An 18129-nucleotide genomic window follows, 5' to 3' on the forward strand; every position below is an offset into this window, starting at 1 on the left:
GCAGACCGGGGCCGAGCCGTCGGACCCTGTCCGGGACGTCCGGTCCGGATCGGCCCGGGCCGGCCGCACATCCCTAGTGACCCGCTGAGGAGCGCACCATGAACATGGCCGTGATCGGCATGATCGCCGGAATGGCACTGGCCTTCGCCGGGTATTTCGGCGGGTTCGGCGCCTTCCTCCTGGTGGCCGCGCTGGGCGCCGTCGGCTTCGTCGTGGGCCGGTTCCTGGAAGGGGACCTGGACATCGGTGACATCTTCCGCGCCCGCGACGACCGGCGGCGGTGACCCGAGTGTCCGCTGAGGCCACGGCACCCGGTGGAACCGGCCGCCCCCTCCGCCCCGGCAGCCCGGGCCGGGCGGTCGCGGCGGCCGAGCGCGGCGCGACCCATGTCGCCGACCGCGTCGTCGCGAAGATCGCGACACAGGCGGCGCTGGAGGCACTGCGCGTGCTGCCGCCCGGGGCCTCGCCCCCGCACGCCTCGGTCGTCGTGCACCACCTGATGGCCCGGGTCCGGGTCAGCCTCGAACTCGACTACCCCTCCGACATCGGCGGCCAGTGCGCCGAGGTGCGTCACCACGTCGCCGAGCGGGTACACGCGTTGGCGGGAATGGAAGTGCCCGAGGTGGCCGTCCAGGTGGAGCGGCTGCATTCGGCGCAGACACGCGGCGCGGCACAGGGGAGGACGCAGTGAGCGAGCCCCGCGGATCCGAGACCACCCAGCACCTGCCCGTCATCGAGAAGGAGGCCGGCGGCGAACTCGACCAGTCGGCCTCCGCCGCGGACTGGACACCCCTGCCCACCCTCGACGGCGGCGAGGGCGGCAACGGCCGCTTCTGGTCGGCGCGCCGGGTCCCCGCGGGGATTCTCGCGGTGCTGGTCCTGGCGGGCGCGGGCCTGCTGCTCTACGACGTCGTCGCCGTCCGCGCCGGCCGTACCGCCCTCGGGTGGCGCGACTCCCTGGCCCGCGAGCTGGCCGAACGGCCCCTGGACGACACCTGGGTGCTGGTCGGCGCGGGGATCGCGGCCGCCCTCGGCCTCTGGCTGCTCGTCCTCGCCACGACGCCGGGGCTGCGCGGCCTCCTGCCGATGCGGCGCGCGCACGCCGACGTACGGGCCGGGCTGGACCGGGACGCGGCCGCCATGGTGCTCCGCGACCGGGCCATGGAGGTGTCCGGGGTGCAGGCGGCGCGGGTCCGGATGAAGCGCCGGAAGGTCGACGTCCGCGCGCTGTCGCACTTCCGCGAACTCGACGACGTACGCGCCGACCTGGACCTCGCGCTGGCCGACGGCATCAGGGGGCTCGGGCTCACCCGGCGTCCCTCTCTGTCGGTCCGTGTCGCCCGGCCGGGCAGGAAGGGGTGAACCCGTGCTCAGGATCGTGAACCGGGTCCTGCTGGGCCTCGCGGGTCTCGTACTGGTCGTGATCGGCGGGTCCGTGCTCGCCGTCGGCCTCGGCGCGCGGCCGCCCTCGTGGTGGGTCCACGACGGGCGCCACGACGTGCTGCTGAGCGAGGCGCGGCGGACGCGCTGGCGGGACGAGGGCTGGTGGTGGCCGACGGTCATCGCCGTCCTGGCCGTCGTGGTGCTCCTCTCGCTCTGGTGGCTCGCCGCGGTGCTGCGGCGGCGCCGGCTCGCCGAGGTGCTCGTCAGCACGGGCGACGGCGAGGGCGCGCTGCTGAGGGGCCGCGCGCTGGAGGGCGTACTCACCGCGGACGCCGCCGCGCTGGACGGGGTGGGCCGCGCGCAGGCCTCGCTGACGGGCCGGCGGGACGCCCCCGAGGCGCGGGTCAAGCTGATGCTGGAGCCGCACGCCGATCCGGGGGAGGCCCTGCACCGGCTGACCGCGGAGTCGCTCGCCCACGCGCGGGACTCGGCGGGGCTGGCGTCGCTCCCCGCCCACGTACGCCTGCGGGCCGTCAAGCACCGCGCCGAACGCGTCAATTGAGCGCGCACCGGGCAACGCGCCCCGGCTCGCCCCGCACGGGGGAGGACCGGGGCGCGTTCACGCCGTAGCGCGGTGGGCGGTTCGCGGCGGGCGGTCCGCGGTGGGCCCGCCGCCCGTCGCGTACGGCTCAGAAGCCGTGCCGTGCCCCGCCGTCCACCGGCACCATGATCCCCGTGAGGTACGACGCCGCCGGTGACAGGAGGAAGGCGGCCGTGCGGCCGAACTCCTCCGGCCGGCCGTATCGGCGCAGCGGGATGCGGGCCTCGTTGGCCGCCCGGGTGGCCTCCGGGTCCGGGGAGTAGCCGTCGAGTTCGCGCACGCGGTCCGTGTCGATGCGGGCCGGCAGCACGCCGACGACGCGGATGCCGCGCGGGCCGAGTTCGTCGGACAGCGACTTGGCGAAGCCCGCGAGGCCGGGACGCAGACCGTTCGAGACCGTCAGGCCGGGGATCGGCTCGTGCACCGAACCGGAGAGCACGAAGCCGATGACCCCGCCCTCGCCGAGTTCGGCGGCCGCCGCGCGCGCCAGCCGGACCGCGCCCAGGAACACCGACTCGAACGCGGTCCGCCACTGCTCGTCGCTGTTGTCGGCGACGAAGCCGGGGGCCGGTCCGCCGACGCTGATCAGGATGCCGTCGAAGCGTCCGAAGCGCTCGTGCGCGGCGGCGACGAGCCGCTCGGGCGCCGACGGGTCGGAGTTGTCCACGGCCACGCCGTGCGCGTCGGGGCCGAGCGCCGCCGCGGCCTCGGCGACCGTCCTCTCGTCGCGCCCCGTGACGATCACCTTCGCGCCGTCCGCGACCAGTTCACGCGCGGAGGCGTGGCCCAGGCCGCGGGTTGCCCCGGTGACGACGTAGACGCGGTCCTTCAGTCCAAGATCCATGGCTCCTATCCTGCCTCCTGCGTGTCGGGCACCCCGTCCCGCCCCTCACCGTCGAACAGGGCGAGCGCCGTGCCCACCAGACCGATGTGGCTGAACGCCTGGGGGAAGTTGCCGAGCTGGTGCCCGGCCACCGGGTCGTACTCCTCGGCCAGCAGCCCCACGTCGTTGGCGAGCCCGACCAGGTGCTCGAACAGCTCGTGCGCCTCCGCCGTACGGCCCGTCATGTACAGCGCGTCCGCGAGCCAGAACGAGCAGACGAGGAAGGAGCCCTCGTCGCCGGGCAGCCCGTCGACCGCCTTCGCGTCGGAGTCGTAGCGGCGCACCAGGCCGTCCCGGGTCAGTTCGGCGCGCACCGCGTCCACCGTGCCCACCACGCGCGGGTCGTCCGGCGGCAGGAAGCCGAGGCGGGGGATGAGGAGCAGCGCGGCGTCCAGCTCGCGGGAGCCGTACGACTGCGTGAACGTGTTGCGCCGCGGGTCGTAGCCGCGTTCGCAGACCTCGCGGTGCACCTCGTCGCGCAGCGCGCGCCAGCGGTCCACGTCGCCCCGCAGCTCGGGGTGCTCCTCCATGGTGGTGACCGTGCGGTCGGCCGCCACCCAGGTCATCACCTTGGAGTGCACGAAGTGCCTGCGGGGCCCCCGCACCTCCCACAGCCCCTCGTCCGGCCGGCGCCACGCCGACTCCAGGAACTCCATCAGCGCCTGGTGCAGACGCCATATGTGCGGCTTGGGACGCAGACCCGACCGGTGCGCGAGGGTGAGGGAGTCGATGACCTCGCCGTAGACGTCCAGCTGCAGCTGGCGTACGGCGTCGTTGCCCGTCCTGACGGGCGCCGACCCGCGGAACCCGGGCAGCCACTCCAGCTCGGACTCGGGAATCCGCCGCTCGCCCGCCAGGCCGTACATGATCTGGAGGTCCGCGGGGTCGCCGGCGACCGCGCGCAGCAGCCAGTCGCGCCAGGCCTCCGCCTCCTCCTGGTAGCCGCAGGCGAGCAGCGCGCCCAGCGTGAGGGTGGAGTCGCGCAGCCAGCAGAAGCGGTAGTCCCAGTTGCGCACGCCGCCGATCTCCTCGGGGAGCGAGGTGGTGGGGGCCGCGACGATCCCGCCGGTCGGCGCGTAGGTGAGGGCCTTGAGGGTGATCAGGGAGCGCACGACCGCGTCCCGGTGCGGTCCCCGGTAGCGGCAGCGCGCCGCCCAGGCCCGCCAGTCGGCGACGCTGTGCTCCAGCGCCTCGTAGGGGTCGAGCCGAGCGGGGCGCGGCTCGTGGGAGGGGTGCCAGGTCATCACGAACGCCACCCGTTCGCCCTCGGCCACCGTGAACTCCGAATGCGTGCCGAAGTCCTCGCCCCAGGTGCGCACGGCCGGTTCGCTGCGCAGCCACACCGAGTCGGGGCCCGCGACGGCCACCCGGTGGCCGTCCACCCGGCGCATCCAGGGGACGACCCGGCCGTGGTCGAAGCGCAGCCGCAGTGTGCTGCGCACGGTCACCCGGCCCGAGAGCCCTTCGACGATCCGTACGACGTCCGGGGCACGGTCGCGCTGCGGCATCAGGTCGGTGACGCGCACCGAGCCGTCCTCGGTCTCCCACTCGGTGTCGAGGACCAGCGAGTCGGTCCGGTACGCGCGCCTCGCGCAGGTGCCGGCGCCCTTCGGCGCGATCCGCCAGTGCCCGTTCTCTTCGTCCCCGAGCAGCCTGGCGAAGCAGGCGGCCGAGTCGAAGCGCGGCAGGCAGAGCCAGTCGATCGACCCGTCCCGTCCGACCAGGGCGGCGGTCTGGTGGTCGCCGATGAGGGCGTAGTCCTCGATGTGGGCGGCGGGGGCGGCGGACGGCGCGGTGGCGGGGTCGGGCCCGTGGGATGAGTGCACGTGTCCCGCGTTCCCGCGTCCTCCGGCGATCAACCCGGCCGGTGGCGGCGGGTCGGCGACGGCCGGCCGCCGCGGGTCGGACGGCGGCGGTCAGACGGCGGCGGGTTCCGACTCCGGAGCGGTCGCGGTGGCGGTGGCGGCGGCCTCCGCCCGGTCCCGCAGTTCGCGGCGGACCAGGATCACCCAGCCCACGGGCACCCCCGCGGCGAACAGCCACCACTGGACCGCGTACGCCATGTGGGGACCGATGCCGTTGTGGTCGGGCGCACCGAGGAGTTCGGGGGTGTCGCCCTTCGGCTCGGGCGAGGTCAACTCGACGTAGCCGCCGAGGACCTCCCGGTCGAGCGCCTTGGCCCGCTCCGCGCTGTTGATCAGCATGACCTGGCGGTCGGGGAGGCCGCTCACGTCCTTGATGCCGCTCCCGGCGGTCGTCTCGTCGGCCTTCAGCCGGCCGGTGACGGTGGTCTCGCCCCGGGCGGGGGCCGGAATCCTCGGGAACTCCGTCTGCGCGCCCTCCGCCGGGATCCAGCCGCGGTTGACCATGAGGACACGGCCGTCGTCGAGGACGAACGGGGTCAGGACGTGGAAGCCCACCTCGTCGTCGGAGCTGGTGCGGCGGCGTACGACGACCTCGTGCGCGGTGTCGAAGACGCCCTTCGCGGTCACCCTGCGGTACAGCTCGGCGCGCTCGACCGGGCGGCCGGGCGCGGTGAGCGACTCGGCCGGCACGGGCTTCGCGGCCAGCGACTCGGAGATCACCTTGTTCAGCGCCACCTTGTGCTCGTGGCGGTGCAGCTGCCAGAAACCCAGCTCGATCATCGTCGGGACGAGTGCCAGCGTGATGAGGGTGAGGATCACCCACTGCCGGGACAACAGGAAGCGGTACACCCCACGACCGTACAACTCGGTCATGGGGTGCGGGCGGGAGGGGGGTGCTTGGGACGGACGGCCGGACGACCGGGGCCGCCGGACGGCCGGGCGGGTGGTGCCGCGCGGGCCGGCTCAGACTTTGTCGACGATGCCCACCCGCCCCTCGGCGCGGGCGCAGTGCGCCCCGCAGAACCAGTGGCCCTCGACCTCGACGCCCTGGCCGATGATCTGGACGCGACAGTGCTCGCAGATGGGCGCCATGCGGTGAATGGCGCAGGAGAAGCAGTCGAAGACGTGCACCGCGCCCTGCGCGTGCACCTCGAACGACATGCCGTAGTCGTTTCCGCAGACCTCGCAACGTGCCATGCGCCACAGAGTGGGCCGCCGGGGGCCACGTGGGCGAGCGGCCGCCGGGCGAGTCGCCCGCCAATCACCCGTACGACCGGACGGGCCCGGTCACCCGTGCGACCGCCGGGAGCCCGGGGCCGCGGTGGACCGGTACCGGGAGCGGCGCGACGGCCGACCGGGGCGGCGGGCTCCCCGCTACTTCGGGGACGCCTGCTCCACGTCCCGCAGCAACTGGCCGAACGCCGCCTCGTCGACGACGGGGGTGCCGAACTGGCGGGCCTTGAGCACCTTGGAGGTGCCGGAGTCCGGATCGTTGGTCACGAGGAGGCTGGTGAGCCGGGACAGGCTGGTCGCGATGTGCAGACCGGCCTCGACCGCACGGTCCTCCAGCAGCTCGCGGTCGACCGAGGTGTCCCCCGAGAACGCGATCCGCATGCCCTGTTTGAGCTGCTTGCCCGGTACGTACCGGCCGGGGTTCGGGTACGGGCAGGCGGGCCGCTTGCGCGAGGGCCGCCAACTTCCCGACAGGTGGCCGCCCGAGCCGCCGCTCTGCTGCCGCCCGATCCGCGGCGCCGACCGGTCCGTCCACTCCGTCAGCGGGCGGCACTCCAGCAGCGGCAGCCGCACGCCGTCGCGCGCGGCGGCCCGCAGGCTGGGCCGGAACGCCTCGGCCAGCACCCGCGCGTCGTCCAGGGCGTGGTGCGCGCGCTGCTGCACCACGCCGAAGTGCGCCGCGAGCGACTCCAGCTTGTGGTTGGCCAGGGGCAGGCGCAGCTCCTTGGACAGCGCGATGGTGCACAGCCGCTGACGGACCGGCGCCTCCCGCTCGGCGCGCGCGTACTCCCGGGCGATCATCGACCAGTCGAAGACGGCGTTGTGCGCGACGAGCACCCGGCCGTCGAGCCGGGCCGCGAACTCCTCGGCGATCTCGGTGAAGAGGGGCGCCCCTTCGAGCACGTCGCTCGTCAGGCCGTGGATCCACACCGGGCCGGGGTCCCGCTCCGGGTTGACCAGCGTGTACCAGTGGTCCTCGACCTCGCCGCGCGCGTCCAGCCGGTAGACCGCGGCCGACACTATGCGGTCGTCGCGGGCCAGTCCGGTGGTCTCCACGTCGACGACCGCGTATCCCCGGGGATACGCGGCCGGCCACGGGGCTGCGGACGCTGCGGTCTGACGGTCTTCGAGCATGGTCAATGAGAATAAGGGGCGCGACTGACACCGTTCGCCCCGGACTCCCGCCCCGGGCCCGAGGGGCGGCCCCGGCCCTCCCCCGCGGGCTCCGCCAACAGCCCGGCCACCAGTGCCTTCACGGACAGGGCGAACAGCCGCTCGGGTGCGACGGGACGAGCGAGGGCGCGCGCGAGCGCCGGGTCCTCGCGCGCCGTACGCGCCCCCCACGGCTCCTCCTCGACGGGGTGCCGGGCCGGCGCGCGCTCCCGGTCGCGCTCGACCAGGACGTGGCCGGCGACCTGGAACTGCACGGCCCGGACCACGTCGGCGGCCCGCGTGCCGCGCAGCCCCGCCGCGCGCACCTCGTGGACCAGGGCCCGCCGAGCGGGCAGGAACATCCTTTCCGTCAGGCCGCGTTCGTGCACCATCGCGACGAGGTGCGGATGGTCGAGCAGCCGCCGGCGCAGGGTCACGGCCACCGACACGATGCGCGCCGCGGGAGTGCGGCCGGCCGGGCGGATCGCCCCGAGCTCGGCGACGGTGCGCTCGACGAGCGCGTCCAGCAGTGACTCGCGGTTGCCCACGTGCCAGTAGATCGAGGTGACGGCCGTGCCGAGCTCGGCCGCGAGCCCCCGCATCGTCAGCGACTGGGGGCCGTCGCGCCTCACCAGGTCCGCCGCGGCCGCCAGCACTTCCTCGCGGGTCAGAGCCGCTCTCGCCATGCCACCCCCAAGTCCGCCCGGCGCACGCGTATTTACCCTTCGCGGCGTCTGCTGTAACTCTGTTACAGCTGACGGCCCATCAGAGAAGGGCGGTACGACATGGCACGCGTACGGTACGGGGCGCGGACCGGGGCGGAGATCGCCGCCGCACGCGCCGCGCAGTCCCGGCTCCCCGACATCTGGTCCACCGGCGTGGTGGCCGTCTGGGAGAGCGACCCCGACGCGGTCGCGGCGGTCCTGCCGCCCCCGCTCAAGCCCACCGGGCGGCCCCTGGTGCGGGTGAACATCAGCAGGGTCGAACTGCCCGGATACCCGTTGGGCGCGGGCTCGTTCGCGGTCGCCGCGGCGCACGGCGGCGTCGAGGGCTGGTATCCGCTCGTCATGCCGATGACCCACGAGCGCGCCCTCGTCGGCGGCCGCGAGGTCTTCGGGGAGCCCAAGAAGCTCGGCGAGGTCACGGTGGAGCGCGACGGGCTCGTGGTGCGCGCCTCGCTTGCCCGGCACGGCATCGCGTTCGTGGAGGTGCGCGGGGCCGTGAGCGGCGCGCTGCCCCTGCCCGAGCCCTCGCAGCGGACCGACTTCTACTTCAAGTTCCTTCCCGCGGTGGACGGTTCGGGCTTCGACCTGGATCCCGTCCTGGTGCACTGCGTGCGTGACGAGAGGGTCCGGGGACTGGAGCGGGTCACCGGTGACGTCGTCCTGCGCGAGTCCGTGTACGACCCGGTCGCCGACCTCCCCGTACGCCGACTCGTCTCCCTCACCGTCGGCGAGAAGACCACCGCCCAGCGGGGCAGTGTCGTCGAACGCGTCGACGCGGCGGCCCTGCTGCCCTTCGTCCACCAGCGCTACGACGACCCGCGCCAGATCCTCGACGGGCCGCCCGAGGGGAGCGTGTGATGGAGCTCGGGGAGGGGCAGGTCGCCGTCGTCACCGGCGCGGCGAGCGGCGTCGGGCTGGCCATGGCGCGCAGGTTCGCGGCCGAGGGGCTGACGGTCGTCCTCGCGGACGTCGAGGCCGACGCGCTGGAGAAGGCCGCCGAGGGGCTGCGCGAGGAGGGGGCCGCGGCGCACGCGCACGTGGTCGACGTGGGGGAGCGCGAGCAGGTCCTCGCGCTGGCGGAGGAGACCTACGCGCGGTTCGGCGCCGTCCATGTGCTGTGCAACAACGCGGGCGTGGGGTCGGGGGCCGAGGGCCGGATGTGGGAGCACGACCCCAACGACTGGCGGTGGGCGTTCGCGGTCAACGTGTGGGGCGTCTTCCACGGCGTCCAGGCCTTCGTGCCGCGGATGCTGGCGGGCGGCGAGCCCGGGCACGTCGTCAACACCTCCTCCGGCGACGGCGGCATCGCACCCCTGCCCACCGCCTCCGTGTACGCCGTGACCAAGGCGGCCGTCGTGACGCTCACCGAGTCCCTGTACGCCCATCTGCGGGCGGAGCACGCGCGCGTGGGGGCCTCCGTGCTCTTCCCCGGCCCCCACATGCTGCGTACGGGCCTGTGGGAGTCGCACCGCAACCGGCCGGAGCGCTACGCGAAGAGCACCCCCCGAAGGACCCCGTACCGCAGCCTGGGCCAGTGGGAGGCCGCGATGCGGGAGGCGGGGCGCGAGGTGCGGTTCACCCCCGTGGAGGAGGTGGCCGACCTGGTGGTGGACGGCGTGCGCGCGGGCCGCTTCTGGCTGCTGCCCGAGAGCGAGCGCAGCGACGCGCAGATCAGGGCGAGGTCACGGTCGATGCTCGACCGGGCGGAGCCGTCGTACCTCGAAGACTTCATCCTCGACTGAGGGGGCCGCCGTGACGGCACAGGACCCGTATCTGATCATCTCCTCCGACTGCCACGCCGGTCTGCCCACCGAGGAGTACCGGCCCTACCTGGACGCCCGGTTCCACCGGGACTTCGACGGGTTCCTCGCGGGGCGCGACCGCCGCCGCGAGGAGATGACCCGGCTCGGCGTCCGCAACGAGGCGTTCGCCGACAAGTGGTTCCACGACAACGAGGAGGGGCTGCGCGGCGGTTGGGACCCGGCGCAGCGGCTCAAGGAACTGGACGGCGACGGCGTCGCCGCCGAGGTCGTCTTCCCCGACGCCGACGCGGTGGACAGCCGGACGGCCGCCCCCTTCGGCGTGGGCCTCGGGCTCTCCGGCGACCACGACCCCGACCTGGGCATGGCGGGCGCGCAGGCCCACAACCGGTGGCTCGCGGAGTTCGTCGGCGAACACCCCGAACGGCACTGCGGAGTCGCCCTGCTGCCCGTCACGGCCCCCGTCGAACGGGTCGTCGCCGAGGTGCACCGGGCCCGGGAGTCGGGCCTGCGCGCGCTGATGATCCCCTCCATGTGGGTCGACAAGGAGCCCTACCACGACCGGCGTTACGACCCCGTGTGGGCCGCCGCCGCCGAGTGCGGGATGCCCGTGCTCACCCACTCCGGAGCCGCGCCCCGCCACGAGTACGGCGACCATCTCGGCATCTACGTCAGCGAGGTGACCTGGTGGCCCGCGAGGCCGCTGTGGTTCCTGCTCTGGTCGGGCGTCTTCGAGCGGCACCCGGGGCTCCGGTTCGGGGTCGCGGAGTCGGGGTGCTGGTGGCTGCCGAACCTGCTGTGGTTCATGGACCGGCTCTACCTGGGCGCGCACGGCGGCAAGAAGCTGTCGCCCTTCTCGGAGCTGCGGCGCCCGCCGCACGAGTACCTGGACCGCCAGGTGTTCGTCTGCGCGACCAACACCAAGCGGCGCGAACTCGCCCAGCGGTACGAGATCGGCGTCGACAACATCCTCTGGGGCAGCGACTTCCCGCACCCCGAGGGCACCTGGCCCGACACGCGCGGATGGCTGGCGCGCACCTTCCACGACATCCCGGTCGACGAGACGCGCCGCATGCTCGGCCTCGCGGCGGCGGAGGTGTTCGGCTTCGACACGGCCGCGCTGGCACCGCTGGCCCGCCGCATCGGCCCGACCCCCGCCGAACTCGGCCAGGACGAGGACCAGTCGGCGGTCGAGGCGTCCTGGGCGCGCTCGCGCGAGGTCGGCCGCCACTGGCTGACGGACCACGACTTCCCGGCCCTGGGGGTGACCCCGTGAGCGGCCCCGCGAGCGCCGCCGGGGGTGCCCCGAGGGGTTCCGGGGGCGATCCGGCCGGCGCCGACCGCTACACCGTCGTCTCGGCCGACTGCCACGCGGGCGCCGAACTCCTGGACTACCGGCCCTACCTGGCCGCGGCCCACCACGAGGAGTTCGACGCCTGGGCCGCCTCGTACGTCAATCCGTACGAGGACCTGGTGGCCGACACCGCCGACCGGAACTGGAACTCGGCGCGCCGGCTGGCGGAGCTGGAGCGGGACGGGATCGTCGCCGAGGTGGTCTTCCCGAACACCATCCCGCCGTTCTTCCCGTCCGCCTCGCTGATGGCGCCGGCGCCGTCACCCGGGGAGTTCCGGCGCCGCTGGGCCGGGCTGCGGGCGCACAACCGGTGGCTGGCGGACTTCTGCGCGGCCGCCCCGGGCCGTCGCGCGGGCGTCTTCCAGATCCTCCTCAACGACGTCGAGGAGGCGGTCGGGGAGATCCGGTGGGCGGTCGCTGCCGGCCTCACCGGCGGTGTGCTGCTGCCCGGCACGCCACCGGGCTCGGGACTCCCCGAGCTGCACTCGCCGGTCTACGACCCGATCTGGGCGGCCTGCGCGGACCTCGGCGTCCCGGTCAACCACCACGCGGGCTCGGCCTCGCCGCCGCTGGGCGACGAACCCGCCGCCCGGGCGGTCTTCATGGTGGAGACCACGTGGTTCTCGCACCGGGCGCTCTGGCACCTCGTCTTCGGCGGCGCCTTCCACCGCCATCCCGGGCTGCGGCTGGTACTGACCGAGCAGGGCTCGGGATGGATACCCGGGGTGCTCGACATGCTCGACTACTACCACGGCCGCCTCGTCGCGGCGGCCACGAGGAGCGCCACCGCCGAGGCCAGGTTCGGCGCGGGACTGGCCGACTCGATGGGGGCCCGCCCCTCGCGGGTGTGGCGGGACAACTGCTTCGTCGGGGCGAGCTTCATGCGCCCCCACGAGGTGCCGCTGCGGGAGCGCATCGGCCTGGACAAGATCATGTGGGGCAGCGACTACCCGCACGACGAGGGCACGTACCCGTACTCCCGGGAGGGCCTGCGGATCGCGTACGCGGGGCTGCCCCGCGAGGAGGTCGCGGCCATGGCGGGCGGCAACGCGGCCCGTGTGTACGGCTTCGACCTGGACCTGCTGGACGCGATCGCGGCGAAGGTGGGGCCGACGGTGGAGGAGATCGCCGAACCGCTGGGGACGCCTCCCGCGGACGCGACCAGTCCGGCGTTCGCGCGCGGGGGTTCGGTCCGCGTCTGGTGACGGCGGGGTCCCGGGGGCCGGGGTCCACGGCGGCCCCCGGGACCCCGGACCGCGCGGCGCGGGGCCCCGACACGAGGTGCGGGGCCCCGACGAGGTGCGGTCCGGGGCCGGGACGGGCCGGCGCCTCGGGACGCGGCGCGGGGAGGGGACCCGCGCCCCCCTTGGCGGAGATCACCAAGAAGCAAGCGCGTACCCCCGGTAATACTTGTCGGTAACAACCCCTAGCCGTGGCGTACGCGCCGTCCTACGGTGCATGTCATGCCGAACCTGCCCGATGTCGTGCTGTGGTCGATACCCGCGTTCGTCCTGCTCACCGTGGTCGAGATGGTGAGCGTCCGGATCCATCCGGACGAGGACGCCGCGGGGTACGAGACGAAGGACGCCGCCACGAGTGTCGGCATGGGCCTCGGAAGTCTGGCCTTCGACTTCCTGTGGAAGATCCCCATCCTCGCCGTCTACACCGCGGTCTACGAGCTGACCCCCCTGCGCGTTCCGGTCCTGTGGTGGACCGTGCCGCTGATGCTGCTGGCGCAGGACTTCTTCTACTACTGGTCGCACCGCGGGCACCACGTGATCCGGATCCTCTGGGCCTGCCACGTGGTGCACCACTCCAGCGAGCGGTTCAACCTCACCACCGCTCTCCGGCAGCCGTGGACGACCTGGACGGTCTGGCCGTTCTACGTGCCGCTCATCGCGCTCGGCGTCCACCCGGCGGCCCTCGCGTTCTGCTCGTCGGCGAACCTCGTCTACCAGTTCTGGATCCACACCGAGCGCATCGACAAGCTGCCCCGCGCCTTCGAGTTCGTCTTCAACACGCCCTCGCACCACCGCGTCCACCACGCCTCGCAGGGCGGCTACCTGGACCGCAACTTCGGCGGCATCCTCATCGTCTGGGACAGGCTCTTCGGCTCGTTCGTGCCGGAGACCGAGCGGCCCGTGTTCGGACTGACCAAGAACATCAACACGTACAACCCGCTGCGGGTCGCCACCCACGAGTACGCCGCCATCGCCAGGGACCTGCGGGCGGCCACCAGTTGGCGCGAACGGGCCGGCCGGGTGTTCGGGGGACCGGGCTGGCAGCCCGCGCCCGCCGCCGCGTCCCCCGACGGCCGGGCCGGGTCCGCCGCCCCGGACCGGACGGGCACGGACGCGCCCGTCTCGGAGCCCGCCGCGTGAGCCCACGGCACGCGCGCGTGCTGCTCGTCTGCTTCGGGGCCGCCGCCGCTGCCGACCTCGTCTCGCTGGCCGTCGGCAGCGAGAGCGGCCACACCGTCGCCAAGCCCCTGCTCATGCCCCTGCTCGCCGCGTACGTCCGGGCGAGCGGCGGACCCCGGCTGCTCGTCGCCGCGCTGCTGTTCGGCTGGGGCGGCGACGTCCTGCTCCTGCTGGACGCCGAACCGGCCTTCCTCGCCGGGATGGCCTCCTTCGCGGCGGGCCACGTCTGCTACCTGCTCCTGTTCAGGAGGGGCGCCCCGCGCACCCGGTCCGCCCGGCTCGTGGCCGGCGCGTACGCCCTCGCCCTCGTCGCGACCGTCGCCCTCCTGTGGCCCGGGCTCCCGGCGGACCTCCGCGTGCCGGTCGCCGGGTACAGCCTGCTGCTGACCGCGATGGCGTTCGGCGCCACGCGGCTCGGCCCCGTCGCCGGAGCGGGCGGCGCCCTGTTCATGCTTTCGGACACGCTCATCGCGACCGGAGTGGCCGAGTGGCCGCAGCTTCCGCGCCCGGACCTGTGGATCATGGCGACCTATCTCGCGGCGCAGTACCTGCTGGCCAGAGGGGTGACCGGGGCCCTCGGCGCGCGCCCGGCGCTTCCGGCCACGTACCGTGAGAGCCGCCCCGTCAGCACCTGAGCAGGAAGCAGGATCCAGCCATGCGCGCCACCACCATCCACGCCCCCTTCGACATGCGTGTCGAGGACGTGCCCGACCCGGCGGTGCGCCGGCCGGGCGACGCCGTGGTGCGGGTGCTGCGTTCCTGCATCTGCGGCAGCGACCTGTGGGCCTACCGGGGCGAGGCGGCACGGCAGCCCGGACAGCGCATCGGGCACGAGTTCCTCGGCATCGTCGAGGACATCGGCGCGGACGTCGTCGGTGTCCGGCGCGGCGACCTCGTCGTCGCGCCCTTCATGTGGTCCGACGGCGTGTGCGACTACTGCCGGGAGGGGCTCACCACGTCCTGCGAGCACGGCGGCTTCTGGGGCTCGGTCGGCTCCGACGGCGGTCAGGGCGAGGCCGTGCGGGTGCCGTTCGCCGACGCCACGCTCGTCGGACTGCCCGCCGAGGCGGCCTCCGACGACCGGCTGCTGGCCGCTCTGCTGACCCTCTCCGACGTCATGGGCACCGGTCACCACGCGGCCCTCGGCGCGGGGGCCCGGCCCGGCGCCACGGTCGCCGTGGTGGGCGACGGCGCCGTCGGCCTGTGCGCCGTGCTGGCCGCCAAGCGGCTCGGCGCGGAGCGGATCGTCGCGCTGGGCCGCCACGAGGCGCGGACGGACCTCGCCCGCCGCTTCGGGGCCACCGACGTCGTCGCCGAGCGCGGGGAGGCGGCCGTCGAGGCGGTGCGCGAACTCACCCGCGGGCAGGGCGCGCACGCGGTCGTGGAGGCCGTGGGCACCGAGCAGTCGATGCGGACGGCCGTGAACATCACCCGCGACGGCGGCGCGATCGGATTCGTCGGGGTACCGCACGGCAGCGGAACGGGCCTCGACCTCAGTGTCATGTTCGACCGCAACATCGCCCTGCGCGGCGGGGTCGCGCCGGTCCGCGCCTACATCCCCGAGCTGCTGCCCGACATCCTGGACGGGACCGTCGACCCCTCGCCCGTGTTCGACCTGACCGTCACCCTGGACGGCGTACCGGACGGCTACAGGGCGATGGACGAGCGCACCGCGCTCAAGGTCATGGTCACCGGCTGACGTGCCGCCCGGCGGACGGGCGGGCCCGCCGTCGTACGGGTCGGCCGGCGATCCGGCGGCGTACGGGTCCGGGGGCGCACGGGCAACCGGTACCGGTCACCGGTCACCGGCCGTCCTGCCCCGGCGGCCCCCGTTCACCAGCGGATGGGCACCGGGAGCGCGGTGAGCACGGCCGAGACCGCGACGACCGCGCCCAGGACCACGACCTCGGCGCGCGCGGGGGAGTGCGCGGAGAGCGGGTCGGCCGCCCGGCGCAGCCGCCCGCGGGCCCACAGGGCGAGCGCGGCGACGACGGCGACGAGCAGCACCTTGGCGAGCAGGACGCGTCCGTACGCCGTCGCCGTGAGCTGCTCCAGCACCGTGCCGGGCGGCATCCTGCGCAATGTGCTGCACACCCCCGTCGCCGTGATCACGGCGAGCAGGACCGCCGCCACGCGCGCGTAGAGGCCCAGCAGCGCGACGCCCGCCCCGGGCGCGGCGCTCCGCCACCGGTGCAGGGTGCGCAGGACGTGCAGCAGCCCGCCCGCCCACAGGGCGGCGCACGTCACATGGACGAGTGTGAGACCGGAGCCGACCAGCGGACTCTGCTCGGTCGCGGGATGGGCCCGCAGCGCCTCCGCGACGGCCACCGCGGCGAGCGGCCAGACCTGGGTCGCGGGGCGGCTCGACAGGGCGCACAGGCCCGCCACCACGAAGGCGTTGACCTCCAGCAGAGCGAGCGCCCCGTCCCTGGTCTGGTAGAGGCCGCCGAGGTCCAGGTCGCCCGGGCCGCGCGGCACCAGGTTCCCGTTGGCCACCACGGAGGCGAGGCAGAGCGCGGCGGCGAAACCCGCCGCGGCGGCCGCCGGGGCCCAGCTGCGCGGGGCGTCCCGCAGCGGCGCGTCCGGCACCCGGCGGGCCAGCCGGGCGGCGAACAGTTCGCCCGCCGGGACGCACAGCGCCGCGAACAGGACCGCCCGCAGCAACGCGATCCCGCCCACCCCGGGCGCGGCCGCCTCGCCCGTGCCCCGCAGCGCGACGGACGGGCCGAGCAGGGGGACCAGCGCGGCCAGTGCCACCAGCGCGAGGATCGCGACGGATCGCAGCGCTCCGGGCGCGCCTGCCCCGGGCGCTCCCACTCCGGGCGTGCCCATCCCGCGCGCGCCCGGCTCGGGCGTGCCCGCCTCGCCGCCCGTGTCGGCAGTCGGTCTCATCGAACTCACCCCAAGATCTTCACCAGACGCGCCGGAACGGGGCAAGTCCTGGAAAACAACTGGTGGAACGCCATTCCGCGCGTCCGCCGGGCCCCCGCCCCCGGGCACACCGCCGGACCCCGCGCCCCGCCCCGTCCGCGACCCGCCCCGGTGCATTCCGTACCTTCCCCCGATATTCCGTTCCTGCATACGTGACCGGCGGGGCCCGCGACTCAGGTCCAGCGCGGGGAATCGGCTCCCCACGCTCCCGGCGGCCGTGCCCAGTCCGCCGGTCCGCCCCCGAAGGACACCGGCGACCTGGCGTACCGCAGCCGCCCCTGCCCGCCGTCCGTCTCCGCGAGCCAGGGCCCGGGACCGGCGTACGGGTCCCCGTACGAGACCGTGCCGCGGGCGCGCGGGCCGTCCCGCCCGTCAGGCGCGGCGGAGCCGGTCCGGCCGTCGGAGCCGCCGGAGCCGTTCGAGCCGTTCAAGCCATTCAAGCCGTCCCGGGTGCCGGGGCAGGCGTGCGGGGCCGCCCCGTCCAGCAGCCAGCGCGCGGTCCGCGCCAGGGCCGCCCGCACACACCGTGACCCGCCCGCGTCCAGTTGGTCGGTGACCGCTCGCAGCACCCCGGCGGCGAGCAGGTACCCCGTGCCGTGGTCGAGGGCCTGCGCGGGCAGCGCGCCCGGCTCGCCCCGCCCGTGCCCCGCGCCCTCCAGCGCGGCGATGCCGGTCGCCACCTGCACCAGGCTGTCGAAGCCGCGCCGTCCGCCCCACGGCCCGTACGCCCCCCACGCCGAGAGCTGCCCCACCACGATGCCGGGGCGCCGCTCGGCGAGCGCCGCGGGGGAGAGGCCGAACCGGTCCAGGGTGCCGGGCCGGTAGCCCGTCACGACGACGTCCGCCGAGGCGAGCAGCTCCTCGAACGTCCGCCGGTCGGCGGACAGGTCCAGGCGGGCCGACCGCTTCCCGAACCCCGTGTCCAGGTGCTGGTCGGCGAGTTCGGGCAGCCCCGGCGGGTCGATCCGCAGCACGTCGGCGCCGAGCAGCGCGAGCGTGCGGGTCGCGACGGGTCCGGCGATGACGCGGGTCAGGTCGAGCACCCGCAGTCCGGCGGCGGGCAGCAGCGGGTCGTGGCCCGCCGCCGTGCGCGTCCGGACACCCGCCCGGTCCAGCCGTTCGCGCTCGACGAGGGGCCGGTCCGCCACGGCCGCCCCCTGCGGGTGCCGTGCCCACTCCCGCGGTGTGCGCAGGGCGACGGCGAGGCCCCCGGCGGCCGTCACGGTCTCCTCGACCTCGGCGGCGGACCGCTCGGCGAGCACGGCGGCGAGCGACCCGGTGTCGTCGGGCAGCTCCAGCGCGGCCGACAACCGCGCCCGGTGGTGCGGGTAGTTTGCATGGGTGCGCACCCAGCCGTCCCGTGTCCGCCAGAACCGCGACAGGGGCGCGAAGGAGACCGGCGCCCGCCCCGCGACCCGCAGATGCCGCTCGCTCACGAACGCCGCGGCGACCGCTCCGTCGTCGACCCGCACCCCGGGCACGTCGTCGCCCGGCGCCCCGGCCGCGCCCCCGGCCGGCGCCCGGGGCGGGACCGCCCGCCCGGACCGGCGCGCGCCCAGTTCGGCGGCGGCCAGCGCGCACGCCCCGACGCACGCCCGCGCCATCTCCCGTACGGGCAGCCGGGCTTCGAGCGCCCCGGCCCTTACCACCGTCGAGACCCGTGCGAGCAGCGCGGGGTCGCCGCCGAGCGCCGCCCAGGCGGACTCCGCGTACTCCCTGTCCACAGCGGTCATGGGGACACTGTGCAGCGTGTACCGGATCAACATGCCCACCCGGGAGGCCGGGGTGCGCCGCGGGCACGACGCGAAGGGCCGGGCGGAGA

At 75.0% G+C, this 18129-nt stretch carries 19 protein-coding genes; 11 read left to right on the plus strand and 8 right to left on the minus strand.

Annotated elements, in window-relative coordinates:
- The first annotated feature begins 98 nt into the window (after positions 1-98).
- The 4 genes from IE265_RS23860 to amaP are packed head-to-tail and all read left to right on the plus strand — an operon-like array spanning position 99 to position 1945.
- On the plus strand, positions 99-284 hold the full coding sequence (locus tag IE265_RS23860) for a hypothetical protein (RefSeq protein ID WP_190037701.1): 186 nt from the start codon (positions 99-101) through the stop codon (positions 282-284).
- Positions 281-691, plus strand: a complete 411-nt coding sequence (locus IE265_RS23865) for an Asp23/Gls24 family envelope stress response protein (protein ID WP_190037702.1) — start codon at positions 281-283, stop codon at positions 689-691. The genes IE265_RS23860 and IE265_RS23865 overlap by 4 nt, the downstream gene beginning before the upstream one ends.
- Positions 688-1362, plus strand: a complete 675-nt coding sequence (locus IE265_RS23870; RefSeq protein WP_190037703.1) for a DUF6286 domain-containing protein — start codon at positions 688-690, stop codon at positions 1360-1362. Before IE265_RS23865 ends, IE265_RS23870 begins: the two co-directional genes overlap by 4 nt.
- A gap of 4 nt (positions 1363-1366) precedes the next feature.
- Complete coding sequence (gene amaP / locus IE265_RS23875) at positions 1367-1945, plus strand: alkaline shock response membrane anchor protein AmaP (protein WP_190037704.1); 579 nt, start codon at positions 1367-1369, stop codon at positions 1943-1945.
- A gap of 127 nt (positions 1946-2072) precedes the next feature.
- On the opposite strand, the gene IE265_RS23880 is transcribed toward amaP, so the two are convergent.
- From IE265_RS23880 to IE265_RS23905, 6 genes are all read right to left on the minus strand, one after another.
- Entirely contained in the window at positions 2073-2828 is a 756-nt protein-coding gene (locus IE265_RS23880; RefSeq protein WP_190037705.1) for an SDR family oxidoreductase, read from the minus strand.
- A 5-nt stretch (positions 2829-2833) separates the two neighbouring features.
- Positions 2834-4693: a glycoside hydrolase family 15 protein gene (locus IE265_RS23885; RefSeq protein ID WP_229916437.1), complete on the minus strand. Its 1860-nt coding sequence runs from the start codon at positions 4691-4693 to the stop codon at positions 2834-2836.
- A 90-nt stretch (positions 4694-4783) separates the two neighbouring features.
- A complete protein-coding gene (locus IE265_RS23890) occupies positions 4784-5581 on the minus strand; it encodes an SURF1 family cytochrome oxidase biogenesis protein (protein ID WP_190037706.1) in 798 nt (265 codons plus the stop codon).
- A 114-nt stretch (positions 5582-5695) separates the two neighbouring features.
- Positions 5696-5929 carry a metallothionein gene (locus IE265_RS23895; protein WP_190037707.1) on the minus strand — a complete coding sequence of 78 codons (234 nt, stop codon included), beginning with the start codon at positions 5927-5929 and terminating at the stop codon, positions 5696-5698.
- 177 nt (positions 5930-6106) lie between these two features.
- The gene (locus tag IE265_RS23900; RefSeq protein ID WP_190037708.1) at positions 6107-7099 is read right to left on the minus strand and encodes a DEDDh family exonuclease; all 993 of its coding nucleotides are present in this window, start codon (positions 7097-7099) and stop codon (positions 6107-6109) included.
- 2 nt (positions 7100-7101) lie between these two features.
- Positions 7102-7803 (minus strand): TetR/AcrR family transcriptional regulator, encoded by a 702-nt coding sequence (locus IE265_RS23905; RefSeq protein WP_190037709.1) that lies wholly within the window; start codon positions 7801-7803, stop codon positions 7102-7104.
- Positions 7804-7902: 99 nt separating this feature from the next.
- Between IE265_RS23905 and IE265_RS23910 the strand changes: the two genes are divergently transcribed.
- From IE265_RS23910 to IE265_RS23940, 7 genes are all read left to right on the plus strand, one after another.
- Entirely contained in the window at positions 7903-8700 is a 798-nt protein-coding gene (locus IE265_RS23910) for an acetoacetate decarboxylase family protein (protein WP_190037710.1), read from the plus strand.
- Positions 8700-9584: an SDR family NAD(P)-dependent oxidoreductase gene (locus IE265_RS23915; protein WP_190037711.1), complete on the plus strand. Its 885-nt coding sequence runs from the start codon at positions 8700-8702 to the stop codon at positions 9582-9584. Before IE265_RS23910 ends, IE265_RS23915 begins: the two co-directional genes overlap by 1 nt.
- A gap of 10 nt (positions 9585-9594) precedes the next feature.
- On the plus strand, positions 9595-10878 hold the full coding sequence (locus tag IE265_RS23920; RefSeq protein WP_190037712.1) for an amidohydrolase family protein: 1284 nt from the start codon (positions 9595-9597) through the stop codon (positions 10876-10878).
- Complete coding sequence (locus IE265_RS23925) at positions 10875-12161, plus strand: amidohydrolase family protein (protein WP_190037713.1); 1287 nt, start codon at positions 10875-10877, stop codon at positions 12159-12161. Before IE265_RS23920 ends, IE265_RS23925 begins: the two co-directional genes overlap by 4 nt.
- Before the next feature lie 258 nt (positions 12162-12419).
- Entirely contained in the window at positions 12420-13337 is a 918-nt protein-coding gene (locus IE265_RS23930; protein WP_190037714.1) for a sterol desaturase family protein, read from the plus strand.
- A complete protein-coding gene (locus IE265_RS23935; protein WP_190037715.1) occupies positions 13334-14011 on the plus strand; it encodes a lysoplasmalogenase in 678 nt (225 codons plus the stop codon). Before IE265_RS23930 ends, IE265_RS23935 begins: the two co-directional genes overlap by 4 nt.
- Positions 14012-14031: 20 nt before the next feature.
- A complete protein-coding gene (locus IE265_RS23940) occupies positions 14032-15075 on the plus strand; it encodes a zinc-dependent alcohol dehydrogenase family protein (protein ID WP_190037716.1) in 1044 nt (347 codons plus the stop codon).
- A 134-nt stretch (positions 15076-15209) separates the two neighbouring features.
- On the opposite strand, the gene IE265_RS23945 is transcribed toward IE265_RS23940, so the two are convergent.
- Entirely contained in the window at positions 15210-16277 is a 1068-nt protein-coding gene (locus IE265_RS23945; RefSeq protein WP_373303002.1) for a CopD family protein, read from the minus strand.
- A 203-nt stretch (positions 16278-16480) separates the two neighbouring features.
- Positions 16481-18040, minus strand: coding sequence for a CoA transferase (locus IE265_RS23950; RefSeq protein WP_190037717.1), 1560 nt, complete (start codon positions 18038-18040; stop codon positions 16481-16483).
- Positions 18041-18129 lie beyond the last annotated feature (89 nt).

Source organism: Streptomyces fructofermentans, assembly GCF_014651055.1.
Lineage (GTDB): Bacteria > Actinomycetota > Actinomycetes > Streptomycetales > Streptomycetaceae > Streptomyces > Streptomyces fructofermentans.

Excerpts from the sequence above, each read along its gene's own strand:
- IE265_RS23905 (WP_190037709.1), bottom strand. The coding sequence starts at position 7,803 with ATGGCGAGAGCGGCTCTGACCCGCGAGGAAGTGCTGGCGGCCGCGGCG.
- IE265_RS23950 (WP_190037717.1), bottom strand. The coding sequence starts at position 18,040 with ATGACCGCTGTGGACAGGGAGTACGCGGAGTCCGCCTGGGCGGCGCTC.
- IE265_RS23860 (WP_190037701.1), top strand. The coding sequence starts at position 99 with ATGAACATGGCCGTGATCGGCATGATCGCCGGAATGGCACTGGCCTTC.
- IE265_RS23910 (WP_190037710.1), top strand. The coding sequence starts at position 7,903 with ATGGCACGCGTACGGTACGGGGCGCGGACCGGGGCGGAGATCGCCGCC.
- IE265_RS23900 (WP_190037708.1), bottom strand. The coding sequence starts at position 7,099 with ATGCTCGAAGACCGTCAGACCGCAGCGTCCGCAGCCCCGTGGCCGGCC.
- IE265_RS23940 (WP_190037716.1), top strand. The coding sequence starts at position 14,032 with ATGCGCGCCACCACCATCCACGCCCCCTTCGACATGCGTGTCGAGGAC.
- IE265_RS23880 (WP_190037705.1), bottom strand. The coding sequence starts at position 2,828 with ATGGATCTTGGACTGAAGGACCGCGTCTACGTCGTCACCGGGGCAACC.
- IE265_RS23930 (WP_190037714.1), top strand. The coding sequence starts at position 12,420 with ATGCCGAACCTGCCCGATGTCGTGCTGTGGTCGATACCCGCGTTCGTC.
- IE265_RS23895 (WP_190037707.1), bottom strand. The coding sequence starts at position 5,929 with ATGGCACGTTGCGAGGTCTGCGGAAACGACTACGGCATGTCGTTCGAG.
- IE265_RS23915 (WP_190037711.1), top strand. The coding sequence starts at position 8,700 with ATGGAGCTCGGGGAGGGGCAGGTCGCCGTCGTCACCGGCGCGGCGAGC.